Source organism: Paraburkholderia sp. RL18-085-BIA-A (assembly GCF_046027075.1).
Classification (GTDB): Bacteria; Pseudomonadota; Gammaproteobacteria; order Burkholderiales; family Burkholderiaceae; genus Paraburkholderia.
This window is the reverse complement of sequence record NZ_JARESU010000187.1, coordinates 1-13,136: the sequence shown is the minus strand read 5'-3', so window position 1 is coordinate 13,136 and position 13,136 is coordinate 1. Positions and strand designations below refer to the sequence as shown.

The 13,136-nt window shown below is 61.8% G+C and carries 9 protein-coding genes and 1 pseudogene; 9 read left to right on the top strand and 1 reads right to left on the bottom strand.

Annotation, left to right across the window (positions count from 1 at the left end; genetic code table 11):
• Positions 1–86 precede the first annotated feature (86 nt).
• From P0D89_RS47105 to P0D89_RS47070, 8 genes and pseudogenes are all read left to right on the top strand, one after another.
• Complete coding sequence (locus tag P0D89_RS47105) at positions 87–1,589, top strand: ABC transporter substrate-binding protein (protein WP_408378888.1); 1,503 nt, start codon at positions 87–89, stop codon at positions 1,587–1,589.
• A gap of 6 nt (positions 1,590–1,595) precedes the next feature.
• A complete protein-coding gene (locus tag P0D89_RS47100; RefSeq protein ID WP_408239250.1) occupies positions 1,596–2,540 on the top strand; it encodes an ABC transporter permease in 945 nt (314 codons plus the stop codon).
• Positions 2,540–3,436, top strand: a complete 897-nt coding sequence (locus P0D89_RS47095; protein WP_408378885.1) for an ABC transporter permease — start codon at positions 2,540–2,542, stop codon at positions 3,434–3,436. Before P0D89_RS47100 ends, P0D89_RS47095 begins: the two co-directional genes overlap by 1 nt.
• Positions 3,437–3,498: 62 nt before the next feature.
• The gene (gene ggt / locus P0D89_RS47090; protein WP_408378883.1) at positions 3,499–5,136 is read left to right on the top strand and encodes a gamma-glutamyltransferase; all 1,638 of its coding nucleotides are present in this window, start codon (positions 3,499–3,501) and stop codon (positions 5,134–5,136) included.
• An 89-nt stretch (positions 5,137–5,225) separates the two neighbouring features.
• A pseudogene (locus tag P0D89_RS47085) lies at positions 5,226–5,810 on the top strand (transposase); the annotation flags it as partial.
• Positions 5,811–6,430: 620 nt separating this feature from the next.
• Entirely contained in the window at positions 6,431–8,053 is a 1,623-nt protein-coding gene (locus tag P0D89_RS47080) for a gamma-glutamyltransferase family protein (RefSeq protein WP_408378881.1), read from the top strand.
• Positions 8,054–8,178: 125 nt separating this feature from the next.
• Entirely contained in the window at positions 8,179–9,675 is a 1,497-nt protein-coding gene (locus P0D89_RS47075; protein ID WP_408239238.1) for an ABC transporter substrate-binding protein, read from the top strand.
• 313 nt (positions 9,676–9,988) lie between these two features.
• Positions 9,989–11,173 carry a porin gene (locus P0D89_RS47070; RefSeq protein ID WP_408370196.1) on the top strand — a complete coding sequence of 395 codons (1,185 nt, stop codon included), beginning with the start codon at positions 9,989–9,991 and terminating at the stop codon, positions 11,171–11,173.
• Positions 11,174–11,204: 31 nt separating this feature from the next.
• On the opposite strand, the gene P0D89_RS47065 is transcribed toward P0D89_RS47070, so the two are convergent.
• Complete coding sequence (locus P0D89_RS47065; protein WP_408370199.1) at positions 11,205–12,242, bottom strand: LysR substrate-binding domain-containing protein; 1,038 nt, start codon at positions 12,240–12,242, stop codon at positions 11,205–11,207.
• Between the two features lie 534 nt (positions 12,243–12,776).
• Between P0D89_RS47065 and P0D89_RS47060 the strand changes: the two genes are divergently transcribed.
• A partial coding sequence (locus P0D89_RS47060; RefSeq protein WP_408378879.1) for an IS6 family transposase occupies positions 12,777–13,136 on the top strand: 360 nt, incomplete at its 3' end.

Here is a 13,136-nt window from a genome sequence, read left to right as displayed (position 1 = left end):
AAATCGAGTGAAGAATTGAGTTGCCGACGCGCCGATGCCCGTTCAGCACACCGTTTTATGAATTGGAAGAAAAAGGGAAAGTCCTCATGCGAAGAATGTTGATTGCCGCGGCGCTCGCACTCAGCGCTACCGCCGCGATGGCCCAGAGCAGCCAGACGATACGGATCGGCTTGCAGGACGACATCGGTTCGCTCGACCCCGCACGCAGCGTACAGCTTGTCGACCGGATCGTGTTTGCGTCGCTGTGCAATGCGCTGGTCGATATCACGCCCGACCTGAAGATCGTGCCAATGCTGGCGACGTCGTGGACGACGAGCGCCGACGGCAAGACGCTCACGTTCAAGCTGCGTCAAGGGGTGAAATTCCAGGACGACGAGCCGTTCAACGCGGCGGCCGTGAAGGCGAACCTCGACCGCGACCGCACGCTGCAAACGAGCAACCGCAAGAGCGAACTGGCGTCGGTCGATCACGTCGACGTGATCGACGACTACACGGTCGCGATCGCGTTGAAGCAGCCGGACGCCGCGCTGCTCGCGACGCTGACCGACCGCGCCGGCATGATGCTCGCACCGAAGACGCTGGCCGATCCGGCCGGCGTCGCCGCGCATCCGGTGTGTTCCGGCCCGTACAAGTTCGTCCAGCGCGTGCAGAACGATCGCGTCGTGCTCGAGAAATTCCCCGGCTACTGGGACGCCGACAAATACCCGGTCCAGCGCGTGATTTTCCTGCCGATTCCGGACAGCACCGTGCGCCTCGCGAACCTGCGGTCGGGTTCGCTCGACATGCTTGAGCGCCTCGCGCCGTCCGATGTCGCGTCGGTCAAGAGCGACGCAAGCTACAAGTTCGCGCCGGTCAGCGGCTTCGGCTACTACTACGTTACGTTCAACATCGGCAACGGCAAGCGCAGCAACGCGGTGCTGAGAGACAAGCGCGTGCGGCAGGCATTCGACCTCGCGATCGACCGCGACGCGATCAACCAGGTGATCGGCGCAGGCATCTTCGCGCCGGCGAATCAGGCGGTGCCGAGGTCGAGCCCGTACTACAACGCTTCGCTGCCGACGCCGCGTCGCGACGTCGCGAAGGCGAAGGCGCTGCTGAAGGCGGCGGGCCACGAGCACGTGGACATCGAGTTCACTTACCCGAACAACACGGTGTCGAGCCAGATCGTGCAGATGATGCAGGCGATGGTCGGCGAAGCCGGCTTCAACCTGAAGCTGCGGCCGACCGACTATGCGACCGAGCTCAATGCCGCGCACAGCGGCGACTTCGAGGCGATGTACCTCGGCTGGTCGGGCCGCGTCGATCCGGACGGCAACCTGCATCAGTTCAACACGTGCGCCGGCAACCTCAATTACGCGCGTTACTGCAACCCCGAAGTCGACCGCTTGCTCGACGCCGCGCGCGTGAAGCTGACCGCCGCGGACCGCAAAACGGAGTACGACGCGGCGTCGAAGCTGCTCGCCGACGACGATCCGATCATCTATGTCTATAGCCAGCCGTGGCCGTTCGAGCTGTCGAAGAAGGTGCAAGGCTTCACGCCCTATCCCGACGGCCTGATCCGCCTGCGCGGCGTCAGTGTCAAGGGCTGACCGATCATGCTGCAGACCATTGCAAATCGCGTGCTGGTCGCCATTCCGACGTTGATTCTCGTGTCGATGCTGATCTTTGGCCTGCAGAAGCTGCTGCCCGGCGATCCGGTAATGGCGATGGCCGGCGAAGATCAGGATCCGCAGTTGATCGCGTCGCTGCGCGTCAAGTACCACCTCGACGAGCCGGTGCCGACGCAGTACGCGCTGTGGGTTCGCGACGTCGTGCACGGCGATCTCGGCGCATCGCTGCGCACCGACGTGCCGGTGACGTCGCTGATCGCGCAGAAGCTGCCGGTCACGCTGCAGCTCGCGGCGATGGCGATGATCTTCGCGATCGGTATCGGCATTCCGGCGGGTGTCATCTCCGCCGCAAGCCGCGGCGGCGCGCTGGATTACGGCGCGAACGTCTTCGCGCTGTCCGGCATGTCGATCCCGAACTTCTGGCTCGGGATCATGCTGATCTTCATTGTGTCGGTGCGCTGGCATCTGTTGCCGTCGTCCGGCTACGTGTCGCCGACCGAAGACTTCTGGCTGAGCATCAAGACCATGCTGATGCCCGCGTTCGTGCTCGGCGCCTCGCTCGGCGCGCAATTGATGCGCCACACGCGCAGCGCGATGCTGAGCGTGCTGCGCACCGACTATATTCGGACCGCGCGTGCCAAAGGGCTGCTGCGCGGCACCGTCGTCGTCAAGCACGCTTTTCGCAACGCGCTGGTTCCGATCGTCACCGTGCTCGCGCTGCTGTTCGGCGAACTGCTCGCGGGTGCGGTGCTGACCGAGCAGGTTTTCACGATCCCCGGCTTCGGCAAGCTCATCGTCGATGCCGTGTTCAATCGCGACTACGCGGTCGTGCAGGGTGTCGTGCTCGTCACCGCGCTGTGCTTCATCGTCGTGAACCTGTGCGCCGACGTGTTGTACGTCCTCCTCAATCCCCGACTGAGACGCAGCTGATGGCTACTCCCGCCACCCCCGTTCACGCGTCGGCCGCTGCGTCGCAGACGACCGTACTGCCGCGCCGCAAGCGCCGCGGAATCGTAAAATTCATGCGCAATCGCGCCGCCGTGTTTGGCGCGGCGCTCGTGCTGCTCATCGTCTTCATGGCGGTATTCGCGCCGTGGCTGTCACATTACGACCCGGTGCAGGCCAGCTTCATGACCGTGCGGCAAGCGCCTTCGGCCGCGCACTGGTTCGGCACCGACGAACTCGGCCGCGACGTGCTGAGCCGTCTGCTGTGGGGCGCGCGTGCGTCGCTGCTGGCGGGCGTCGTGTCGGTCTGCATCGCGGTCGTGATCGGCGTGCCGCTCGGCTTGCTGGCCGGCTATTTCGGCAAGCTCGTCGATGGCGTGATCTCGCGAATCGCCGATGCGTTGCTGTCGATTCCGTTCCTGATCCTCGCCATCGCGCTAGCTGCGTTCCTCGGACCGAGCCTGACCAACGCGATGGCTGCGATCGGCATCTCCGCGATGCCGCGCTTCGTCCGGCTGACGCGCGGCCAGGCGATCACCGTGAAGGCCGAGGAATACGTCGAAGGCGCGCGGGCAATCGGCCTCGGCCACGCACGGATCATCGTGCGGTACATCCTGCCGAACGTGCTGCCGCCGATCATCGTGCAGGCCAGCCTGACGATCGCGACCGCGATCATCGCCGAAGCGAGCCTGTCGTTCCTCGGGCTCGGCCAGCTGCCGCCGTCGCCGTCGTGGGGTTCGATGCTCAACACCGCGAAGGATTTTGTCAGTCAGGCGCCTTGGATGTCGATTTTCCCGGGCATCGCGATCTTCCTGGCCGTGCTCGGTTTCAACCTGCTCGGCGACGGTCTGCGTGATGCGCTCGATCCGCGCGAGTCGTAACCGGATTCCATCACCGCTTCAGTTGGCCGACTGCCCTCTCATCACTTTCGTTTGAGTTTTCAATGACACGTTTCAATTGGCAAAACCCGTATCCGACACCCCGCTTGCCCGTGTTTGCGCGCAACATCGTTTCGACGTCCCATCCGCTTGCCGCACAAGCCGGCTTGCGCATGTTGTGGAAAGGCGGCAATGCCATCGATGCGGCGATTGCCGCGGCCGCGGCGATCACGGTCGTCGAGCCGGTCTCTAACGGCCTTGGCAGCGACGCGTTCGCGCTCGTCTGGGACGGCAAGAAGCTGCATGGCCTGAATGCTTCCGGCGTATCGCCGGCGGCATGGAACGTCGATTACTTCAAGCGTAAGTACGGCGAGGAAAACGGTCTCGCGAAGCACCCCAAGCGCGGCTGGGATGCGGTGACGGTGCCGGGCGTGATCGCCGGCTGGGAGGCGTTGCATCAGAAGTTCGGCTCGCTGCCGTTCGCGGACCTGATGGAGCCGGCCATTGAGATTGCCGAGCGCGGGCATGCGGTGGCGAGCGTCGTCGCGTACAAGTGGGCGGCGGCCGTGCCCGAGCTGAAGAACCAGCCGGGTTTCGCCGACACGTTCATGCCGCGCGGCCGGGCGCCGGAAGTCAGCGAACTGGTGCGCTTTCCCGGTCACGCGAAGACGCTGCGCAAGCTCGCTGAACAAGGCCCGCGCGCGTACTACGAAGGCGAGATCGCCGAACAGATCGCCGCGTTCTCGCGCCAGGGCGGCGGCGCGCTCACGATGGACGACCTGCGCAACTACCGCGTCGACTGGGTCGAACCGATCAGCAAGGACTATCGCGGCCACACGGTGCACGAGATTCCGCCGAACGGCCAGGGCATTGCCGCGCTGATCGCGCTCGGCATTCTCGAACAGTTCAACGTGGGCTCGCTGCCGGTTGACGGCATCGAATCGCAGCACCTGCAGATCGAAGCGATGAAGCTCGCGTTTGCCGACGTCTACCAGTACGTCGCCGATCCGCGCTCGATGGAGGTCACGCCCGAACAGATGCTCGACGACGCGTACCTGAAGTCGCGCGCGAAGCTGATCGACCCGAAGCGTGCCACGCAGTTCGACTTTGGCATGCCGAAGGCGGGCGGCACGATCTACATGTCGGTGGCCGACGAGCGCGGCATGATGGTCAGCTTCATCCAGTCGAACTACATGGGTTTCGGCTCGGGCATCGTGGTGCCGGACTCCGGCATTTCGCTGCAGAACCGCGGCTACGGGTTCTCAATGGATCCGAAGTCGGCGAACGTGGTGGAAGGCGGCAAGCGACCGTTCCATACGATCATCCCTGCTTTCCTGACCCAGCAGGTGGACGGCAAGCAGGAAGCGGTGATGAGCTTCGGCGTGATGGGCGGCGACATGCAGCCGCAAGGGCATCTGCAATCGATCGTGCGCATGCTCGACTACGGCCAGCAACCGCAGGTCGCCTGCGACGCGCCGCGCTGGAAGGTCAATCGCGACTTCTCGGTCGACGTCGAGGCGACGCTCGATGAGGACACGGTGCGCGCGCTCGAGGGTCTCGGCCATACGATCAAGTCGGTCGAGGATCCGTATATGGACTTCGGCTCCGGCCAGTACATCTGGAAGCTCGATCGCAACGACCCCGAACGCGGTTATGTCGCCGCGAGCGACACCCGGCGCGACGGACTGGCCGCCGGGTTCTGATCCGGACAGCCGTACCGTACAAGATGCTTGAGCCTCGCAGGTGGCGCCCCGCCGCTTGCGGGGCTCGGCCGCCAATCATGTGCTTGGTGAAGCGCTTCACAGCCCGCCTCGCCCGCGACCAGGTCCGGTGCCATGATGGCACGCCGTTGCCGCCCGAGCTGCGTGAGCGCCTGCTGCGCGAGTGCGAACGGCTCGCGCTGGCGGAGCAGCAACTCGCGGCGCTGGAGAAGACGCGCCAGGCGAGCCTGCCGGCACCCGCGCGCCAGCGAAGCGATGACCTTGCGCGCCTGAAGGGGATTGGCGAAGTGGGCGCGTCGCGCCTCGCGCTCGAGCTGTTCTGGCGGGAGTTCAGCAACCGCCGCCAGGAGGGTGCGTGCGTCGGGCTGGTGCCGCAACCCTATGACAGCGGCGAGAGCCAGGTCGACCAGGGGATCAGCAAGCAGGGCAACCGGCGGGTGCGCGCGCTGCTGATCGAGATGGCGTGGACCTGGCTGCGCTACCAGCCCGACAGTGCACTGACACAGTGGTTCGACCAGCGCACGCAGGGCACGGGGCCGAACCGCCGCGCGCGGCGCATCGCCATCGTCGCTGTCGCACGGCGACTGGTGATTGCACTATGGCGCTACCTGAAGGACGGCGTTATTCCTGAGGGCGCACAGATGAAACCAGTCTGAGATCGTATTGCATGGCGATAGTGATGCCACGACAGTCGGATCACTTGTTGTTCCCATGGTTGAAGTGGACATGCCCGTCCGCCCCCTGGGTTGCCAACGCAACCGATTCTTAGATGGGGCATATCACCCGGACAAGATTCCGGCGCAGCGCGCATGCAGGATGGGGCTGGCGAACCGCCAGCGGATAGAAGGTTGTGAAACGTTGGATCGTCTCACGAGCGCCACGGCCGGCTTCAGGCAGGGACGTGAATTCGATTGCAGCAATTACTGGGCGACGTGGAATGTGCCTGTATGTTGGCGAGCGCAATACCGCGCGCTCACCAACATACGACAGCATATTGCCTCTTCCCAGTGTCAAGGGTTCGCTACGCCAGGCTTCGCCTGCCCTTGACCCAGTCATACACTCTCGCAAGGAGATGTGGAGGAAGTTGATCGACGATTCGCGAGCGGGCCTTGACAAATTACTGCTCATAGAAGTGTGATCCACCATCCACGCTATTGCTGCGGCACCGTCCTGGTTCCGTAAAGAAAACCTTTATCCCCATGGAAATAAATTTTGGTCATTGAGGAAAAAATGGCGTTTCATACTGCGTTTCCAATTCATCATGAAGTGAACCGCGATGCAATTTGATTGGGGCAACCCCTATCCGTCCACTGCCAAGCCGTTCTTCGCGCGCAACGCCGTAGCGACGTCGCACCCGCTCGCAGCACAGGCCGGATTGCAGATGCTGCTCGCCGGCGGTAACGCAGTCGACGCGGCGCTGGCCACTGCCGCCATGCTGACAGTCGTGGAACCCGTATCGTGCGGTTTTGGTGGCGATGCCTACGCGATAGTGTGGGACGGACACACGTTGCATGGACTGAACGCGACAGGCGTGGCTCCGCGCGCGTGGTCGCTCGATTTTTTCCGAGCCCGCCACGGCACCGACGCAACGGGACTCGCTCAGCAACCCATGCGCGGGTGGGATTCCGTCACCGTGCCCGGCGTCGTATCCGCGTGGGCGGAAATGCATCGACGCTTCGGCACTCTGCCGCTTGCCGATATCCTCGAACCCGCTGCCGTGATCGCCGAGCGCGGGCATTTGATTGCGCCAGCCGTCGCGCGCAAATGGACTGAGTTGGCACCGGTGCTGGAACAGCAACCCGGCTTCGCGCAAACTTTCATGCCGCACGGGCGCGCGCCGCATATGGGCGAGAAATTCCAATCGCCCGGCCATGCCTATACATTGCGGCTGCTCGGCCGTGAAGGCGCGGCAGTGTTCTACGAAGGGGAACTGGCCGAACGCACGTTGGCCTTCGCTCGCGAGACTGGGGGCGCTCTTGATCTGTCCGATTTGCGGGAGCATCGAGCCGAATGGGTCGATACCATCAGCCGCGATTACCGCGGCTATACGGTGCATGAACTACCGCCCAACGGCCAGGGCATTGCGGCGCTGATCGCGCTGGGCATTCTCGAGCGCTTCGACTTGCGAGCATGGCCTGTCGATTCGGCACACTCACAGCACTTGCAGATAGAAGCGATGAAGCTCGCGTTTTCCGACGTGTACGAGCTTGTCGGAGACCCGCGCTGTATGACGGTCTCGCCGGCCGAAATGCTGGACGACGCGTATCTCGATGCGCGTGCCGCGTTAATCGACCCGCACCGTGCAGGCTCGCCGGCGCCCGGCCTGCCGAAGCCAGGTGGCACGACGCAAATCAGTACCGCGGACGAACGCGGCATGATGGTCTCGCTGATTCAGTCGAACTATCGCGGTTTCGGTTCCGGCGTGGTGGTCCCGGGCACCGGCATCAGTTTCCAGAACCGCGGCGCGGGCTTCTCAATGGACCCTAAGTCGGTCAACGTGGTGCGGGCCGGCAAGCGGCCGTTCCATACCATCATGCCCGGTTTCCTGATGCGCGACGGCAATCCAGTGATGAGCTTCGGCGTGGTGGGTGCCGAGGTGCAGCCGCAGGCCCACGTGCAAACCCTCGTACGGATGCTCGACTACGGGCAGCAGCCGCAAGCTGCGTGCGACGCACCACGCTGGAAGCTCAATCGAGATTTCACGCTCGACGTCGAAAGTGCGGTCAATCCCGGCGTGCTGAGGGATCTGCAGGAGATGGGGCACACGTTGAAGCCGCACGGAGACCAGCACGTGGATTTCGGCTCGGGCCAATTCATCTCGCGGCTCTCGGACAACCCGGATCATGGGTACGTAGTGGCAACCGATGGTCGGCGCGATGGCCGCGCCGTGGGATATTGAAGTGCGGTTTTGAACATGACAGATCGATCAGGTATCCCACCTGATCGATGACGCGTGCATGGTTCCGAGGTATCAGGCCGGACGGCAGATCGCCGATCAATGTAAAGCGAATAGAGGATAGGATCATGCGGAAGGTAGCAGTTGCAGGAATCTTAATGCTGGGAGCCGGTACAGCGATGGCGCAAACTCTGCGCATCGGGCTCGAGGACGATATCGGCACGATCGACCCGCATCGCAGTCTGCAAATGGTGGACCGGATGGTATTTGCATCCATGTGCGATTCGCTGATCTCCATCACGCCGGACCTGAAGTTGACGCCTAAGCTGGCCACTTCATGGACGGTCAGTCCCGACGGAAAAACCGTTACGCTGAAGTTGCGCAAGAATGTTTCATTCCAGGACGGAGAGCCTTTTAACGCCGCCGCAGTGAAGGCCAATTTCGACCGCGAATTGACCTCCCCTGTCAGTGCCCGCAAATTGGAACTGGCATCGGTAGACCACGTGAGCGTGATTGACGAGTCTGCGGTTCAGCTCTCTCTGAACCATCCCGATGCTGCGCTGCTAAGCATGCTGTCGGACCGGGCGGGAATGATGCTCGCGCCGAAAATCCTGTCCAACGACGACGAGATCTCGCGACACCCGATTTGTGTCGGCCCTTATCAGTTTTCTCAGCGAGTACAGAACTACCGCATCGTACTCAACAAGTCGCCTACCTACTGGGATGCCGCGGCGTATCCGATCCAGCAGGTGATCTACATGCCTGTTCCGGACGGAACTGTACGGCTTGCCGACCTGCGCTCGGGCTCGATCGACATCGCCGAACGCATCGGCACATCCGACGTCGATTCAGTGAAGCGCGATGCGAGCCTGCACTTCGTCATGTCGAACGGTCTCGGCTTTATGGGCATGACCTACAACCTTAATAATGGACCGTCGGCAGCCGGCCCATGGCGCGATGCCCGCGTGCGTGAGGCGCTCAGCCTCTCTCTGGACCGCGGCGTGATCAACCAGGTGGTCGGTGCCGGCATGTTCGCACCGGCTGTGCAGGCTATCCCGCCGACAAACCCCTATTACGACAAGGCGCTGACAATTCCGCAACGCGATGTCGCGCGAGCACGCGCTCTGTTGACCGCGGCCGGCTACCCGAACGGTGTCGATATCCAGTTGTTACTGGGCAATAGCACCTCGACCATGCAACTTGCCCAGGTGATTCAGGCGATGGCGGCCGAAGCCAACATACGCCTGAAACTGATTCCCGCCGATTTTTCAGCGGCTCAAGCGGCCGCGATCGGTGGCAAGTTCCAGGTGATCTTGCGGCCGTGGTCGGGACGCATCGACCCTGACGGCAATCTGCTGCCGTTCGTGTCGTGCAAAGGTGCCATGAACTATGGCCACTTCTGCGACCCGCAGGTCGACTCCTTGCTAGTGCAGGCGCGCAGCGCTTCGGGCCCGGTGGAACGCAAGTCGCTATACGACCAGGTGTTCCAGCTCATCGCCAGGGAACAGCCGATCACATACCTCTATTTCCCGCCTTTGCCGTTCGCCTTAAGCAACAAGGTCGGAGGGTTTGTCGCCTATCCAGACGGGTTGATTCGTCTGCGTGGCATGACCCTCAAATCGTAACTGCCCATGCGCTAAAACATGGGACCAGGCGCGGGCCGAAAAGCATCCGGTCAAGAAGGTGCGCGCCCCTCTGCGGGGCGCCGGCGAGCGCTGATCGAACCGTGCTGGCGCAGCATCATAAGACGAGCGCTTTAGCGCCTCAATAAGGGCGGGGCTCGACAAGAGCGGCCAGAGCCTACTGTGTCATCCGCAGGCGCAATGTACCTATACATCGCGCAGGGGTAGGCTCGTCCATTCGAATAATTTAGGACTATTTATTTGTATATCGGCATTAGCAAGCGCAATACAGGAAAATCTCAACCGGAGAAACGTAATGAAAAAGAGGATGTGGATGGCCGCCCTTTCGGCTGTGGGGGCGGTTTCGGTAGTACCGGGGCTTGCACATGCTCAAAGCAGTGTAACGTTGTACGGCATTATCGATACCGGCATCAACTATGTCTCGAACGCTGGGGGACAGCACCAGTACGCAATGAGTAGTGGTTACAACAGCGGCAGCCGCTTCGGCTTTCGCGGTACCGAAGACCTCGGTGATGGTCTCAAGACTGTGTTCGACCTCGAAAACGGCTTTGACAATACAACCGGCAAGGCATCGCAGGGGGGCTTGCTGTTCGGCCGGCAAGCGTACGTTGGCCTGTCGTCGCGCACCGCGGGTACCGTGACGCTTGGGCGACAGTACGACCTCGTGGTGGACGAGGTGGGACGCTTCGCCTTTGCCGCGCTAGGTGGCGGCAGCTCATCCGCGCATTCGGGCGACATTGACAATCTGCACAACACGTACCGGATCAATAACGCCGTCAAGTACGTGACGCCGACAATCGGCGGTTTCCGTTTCGGCGCACTGTATGGGCTTGGCGGAGTCAGCGGCGACGCGTCGCGCAACCAGGTTATATCGGCCGGCATGCACTACGTGTACGGGGCGTTTGCGGCCGGGGCCGGCTACGTGAACGCCCGAAACCCCAATATCAGCTTCTTCGGAACGAGCTCGCAAACCACGTTGACCGCCGCGACGACAAACGCGACCTCGCCGGCCTTCAGTGGCTTCCTGTCGGCGCATACGTATCAGGACATTGCGGTGGGCGCCAGCTATCGCTTCGGTAAAGCGACAATCGCCGGCACGTATTCGAATATCGCGTTCAAGGGGGTTGGGGATACTACCTCGGGGCCGAATCCGTCCCACTATTCCGGTACAGCCGTGTTCAACGATGCCGAGGTCAGCGTTCAATACGACCTGGGGCACGCCATTAGGGTTGGGATGGCGTACGACTACCTGAAAGGCAACGGCATCGATTCAAACCCGGGCGCCATCTACAACCAGGTGGCGGCGAATGCCGCCTATTATTTCTCGAAACGCACTTCGGTGTACCTGGTCGGCGTCTATCAGCACGCATCGGGCACTGACTCTCGCGGTAAGGCCGCGGTCGCGGCCATGAACCAGCAAACGGCGTCCACGTCCGCCAGCCAGTCTTTGGTGCGAATAGGATTACGAACGGTGTTCTAATGCCACCTGCACGGCGCGGGCCGTTGTCCTGTTAAGGAGGGCACCGTGTCGGCTTCGTGTCGAAGGCATCCACGGCGCGGACGGCAGTGCTCCTTACCGCGGGCATGGTCAGGCGCTCGCGGAGCGCCTGCATGAGATAGGGGCGCATCACGTCGGTGCGCGCGAGGATGCCCACCTCGCGCGGGGTGCTCGGGACTGGCAGCGGAATGATGCGCAGCAGGGGATCGTTTTGCCACGTCGCATTGCGCAACAGTGGCACGATGGCTACGCCGATATCCTGGCGCACCAGTTCGATGATGGTCTCGAGCGAATCCAACTCCACGAGCTCGTTGACGGCAATGCCCTGGCGCTGCACCGCCAGCTCTATCAACATGCCTGTGCGCTGGCTGCGATCGAAGGACAAGAACGGACGATCGCGCAACAGCCCGGCCGCACTGCCCGCCCGGGCTGTAAGTGTTTCGCGGTGAGCTACCAACACAAGCGGTTCCTCATACAAGGTGCGCCAATCGAACGGCTTTGGCAGGCTTTCCTGCAACCGCACGATAACGGCCGCGTTGATCTCGCGCGCATTGAGACGCGCGCGCAACTCCAACGATTTGCCAGTCACCAGACGCAGGTCCAGGCGCGGGTGCGCCGTCTTCAAATCGGTAATCTGCGTGGCGAGCGATGCCATCGCCGAAACCACCGAACCGAGCGTCACCGATCCGACGAGCATCTCGTCTTCCTCCCAGGCGTCGCTCAGACCATCGTAAAGGGCGACGATGTGTTCGATGCGCGGCAGCAGAGCCAGCGCATTGCGGCTGAGTGCGGCAGTACGCCCCTGACGGTCGAACAGCGGGATGTTGAGCTGCTGCTCGAGGGATCGCATTTGCATGCCGACAGCGGCCTGAGTGACTGACACGTGTTCAGCCGCGGCAGCAAATGAGCCGTACTGCGCGATCGCAATAAACGTCTTGAGAAATCGGATGGAGCTCATCGGGAAAAAGCCCATGCGCCGCGCCAATCGACGCGGCAGATTTGAATCCGGCGCCGCGAAGCCGCCAAGAATAAAGATAAGCTTTGAATACACCGAAAGTAATTCGATACATTTAACGGATTATTTTTCGTCAATATTCTCTTGTCAATAGCGGACTTATGCGAATGAAGAGTTTGCGCGCGCGTGAATACTCGGCATTCGTCGCTCCGTGAACGCGCTCAACGCCGCTCGACGGAGCAACTATTGCCGACGGAAATGGATGGATATTTTTCCATTTCCGTGCGGCAGACGCGCCTGGGACAAGCAGCTTGGAAGTTAATGACGCACTGAAAATTAAACCAGATGAAGTGCGAGATTTCTAAACGTTTCGATTGAATTATAAAATTGTTCTTCTTCGATATATTCTGTCGGCATGTGAGCACATGAGATATGAGGTGCCCAGCCCGGAGACGGATGCACAATACGCCAAGATCCGTTCGGCGGCCTTTACAAGGTAATGCCCTTCATCAAGCTCGGGAGGAGGCGCCTCCATCTTGATCGTCAACTCGACGCCATGCGCAGGGTTCTGGTGCAAATAGGCTCATTGGACCGGTTAAAGTAGCGATCCAATCAATCTGGTGGGCGGCGATGAGCAAGGGGAAGGGTCTGGAGGGGTTGTTTGATGGCCGGCATTTTGATCGGGAGATCATTGTTCTGTGTGTGCGCTGGTACCTTCGCTACAAGCTCAGCCTGCGCGATCTGGTCGAGATGATGGCCGAAAGGGGTTTGTCGCTGGCACACACCACGATCATGCGTTGGGTAAAGCGCTTTGCGCCGGAGTTCGTCAAGCGCTGGAATCGCTTTGCCATACCGGCAGGGCGGTCATGGCGCGTTGACGAGACCTATCTGAAGATTCGTGGCAAGTGGGTCTATCTCTACCGGGCGGTAGATCGGCTCGGCCAGACAGTGGACTTCATGCTCAGGGCAAAGCGCGATGTGAGCGCGGCA

Excerpts from the sequence above, each read along its gene's own strand:
- P0D89_RS47105 (WP_408378888.1), top strand. The coding sequence starts at position 87 with ATGCGAAGAATGTTGATTGCCGCGGCGCTCGCACTCAGCGCTACCGCC.
- P0D89_RS47100 (WP_408239250.1), top strand. The coding sequence starts at position 1,596 with ATGCTGCAGACCATTGCAAATCGCGTGCTGGTCGCCATTCCGACGTTG.
- P0D89_RS47095 (WP_408378885.1), top strand. The coding sequence starts at position 2,540 with ATGGCTACTCCCGCCACCCCCGTTCACGCGTCGGCCGCTGCGTCGCAG.
- ggt (WP_408378883.1), top strand. The coding sequence starts at position 3,499 with ATGACACGTTTCAATTGGCAAAACCCGTATCCGACACCCCGCTTGCCC.
- P0D89_RS47080 (WP_408378881.1), top strand. The coding sequence starts at position 6,431 with ATGCAATTTGATTGGGGCAACCCCTATCCGTCCACTGCCAAGCCGTTC.
- P0D89_RS47075 (WP_408239238.1), top strand. The coding sequence starts at position 8,179 with ATGCGGAAGGTAGCAGTTGCAGGAATCTTAATGCTGGGAGCCGGTACA.
- P0D89_RS47070 (WP_408370196.1), top strand. The coding sequence starts at position 9,989 with ATGAAAAAGAGGATGTGGATGGCCGCCCTTTCGGCTGTGGGGGCGGTT.